The sequence below is a fragment of the uncultured Campylobacter sp. genome (assembly GCF_937981295.1).
In the GTDB taxonomy this organism is placed as follows: Bacteria; Campylobacterota; Campylobacteria; order Campylobacterales; family Campylobacteraceae; genus Campylobacter_B.
In genome coordinates this window covers 1-1,819 of record NZ_CALJPC010000048.1, presented here as the reverse complement: position 1 = coordinate 1,819, position 1,819 = coordinate 1, and the positions used below count along the sequence as shown (strand labels likewise).

At 35.2% G+C, this 1,819-nt stretch carries 2 protein-coding genes; both read left to right on the top strand.

Annotation, left to right across the window (positions count from 1 at the left end; all coding sequences use genetic code 11):
- Window positions 1-108 precede the first annotated feature (108 nt).
- Complete coding sequence (csx20, locus tag Q0135_RS03875) at window positions 109-489, top strand: CRISPR-associated protein Csx20 (RefSeq protein WP_297988410.1); 381 nt, start codon at window positions 109-111, stop codon at window positions 487-489.
- Window positions 489-1,496 (top strand): WYL domain-containing protein, encoded by a 1,008-nt coding sequence (locus Q0135_RS03870; RefSeq protein ID WP_297988408.1) that lies wholly within the window; start codon window positions 489-491, stop codon window positions 1,494-1,496. The genes csx20 and Q0135_RS03870 overlap by 1 nt, the downstream gene beginning before the upstream one ends.
- Window positions 1,497-1,819: the final 323 nt, after the last annotated feature.

Sequence of the window (1,819 nt, the reverse complement as noted above, 5' to 3'; positions counted from 1 at the left end):
TCATGGTAATGCCAACGAAAGGATAGAAGACTCAAAGCAAGAGTTATCAAGATTATTAGATAAATATAATTCATTTTGTATACAGCAAAATATATTGGGAAATAAAATATGAAAACCCTCTTTACGCTAATAAACCACACCTTGACGTCGGAGCAAGAAGAAGATGCGAGGAAGAATTTAAATGTTGATAAATTCATAAATATAACCGATGCGAGGTGGAGCGATATCGACCCGTCCGAAAAAAGCGTAATAGAATTCGTTGAAGCGTATAAAGATAAACTTAAAAAGCAAGCAAAAGCGGGCGATGTACTACTGGTGCAAGGTGACTACGGAGCGACTTATAATATGATAAGGTTTGCTAAAAATATGGGTCTGATAGCCGTGTATGCGACTACTAACCGCATCGTAAGTGAGCGGGTAGAAAACGGCAAAGTCGTGATTAAACGAGAATTTAAACACGCAAGATTTAGAGAATACGAGGAGTTATAATGTCATCAGATGCAGACAATAAAACGATAGTTATCTTTGAAATTTTAAAAAAGCTAGTTGCAAAGCAAGAAATTTATCTTACCGATACAGAGCTTTTAGATGAGTTAAGGATTAAGGAAAGAACGCTTAGAAGGTATATGGGCGAAATCGAGAAGCTATTTCCAGACGCTTTTAGGATAGAAAGCAAGCTCATAGGGCATGGCAAGAGACCGGTAAAAGTATTAAGAGTATATGACAAAAACAAAGATATAATCGACATTTTAAATCGTCTTTTAAAATATAGCGATGATCTAGGCTGGCTAATTAGTTTATTAAACGAAAATGATCCTAGCTTATTTAATGATTTAGATAAACATGAAAAAGAGAAGGTATCTGCACAATTAAAAGAGAATTCAGGCATATTTTTATTTAGAACCAATCCTTTGGAGGTTTTGCAAGACGAGCCTAGTAAGAGGTATTTAAGCGAACTTCGCAATGCCGTTATGAATAGAGAATACCGAGATATTAAGTATAAATATATCGGTGAAATGGAGAATTTAATCGACGTAAAGTGCCTAAAAATAGTTTTTACAGACGGTAATTGGTATTTGGCTATCGAGGATGCCGAGGGAAATTTTAGGCTTTTAAGAGTGGCTTTTATCGTATCGCTTAGCAAAAGCTCGAAAAATTATCAAAAAAATGTTATAGAAAAATATAAAAAGCATTTTGACAAAATACAAAATGCTATGAGCTTGCCGTCGGAGCCATCGCGAATGGCGCTATTAAAAGCCTCCCCGAAAGTGGCTATATATTTTAAGGAGGGTATGAAGCTGTTTTTCCCAACTCAAAAATTTAAAAAGAAGCTAGATGATGGTAGCATTATTTTTAGCATAGATTTTACTCAAGATATGGAGATATTGCCGTTTATAAAAAAGTGGCTTCCAGATATCGAGATACTAGAACCAAAAGATCTGAGAGAAACCTTTAAAGAGCAATTAAAAGCGGCTCTTGATATATTAAGTGAGTAGAAAAGGCACGCGTTGTCGCACTAATAGCGAAACGAAATTTACCCTGAGTCTATTCACGCGCTACGAAGCGGTAAAATTTTAGAATGTTTGATGAAATTCGAAGCGCATAAAGCCTCGTCGCAATCTCATATAAAGATCGTGCATCGCAAGCGGTAGCGATGAGAGGTCAAATATGCTATTCAAAGTAAATTTATACAGGTATAAATTTCTAGGCTAGAAGTAAAATTTAGCAAAAAATTTCCATGTGGCTAAATTTTTCAAAGCAAGTGCTGCTATTGTTTCATATGATTACACGGAGTTGTTGTATAAATTTTGGGTATTTA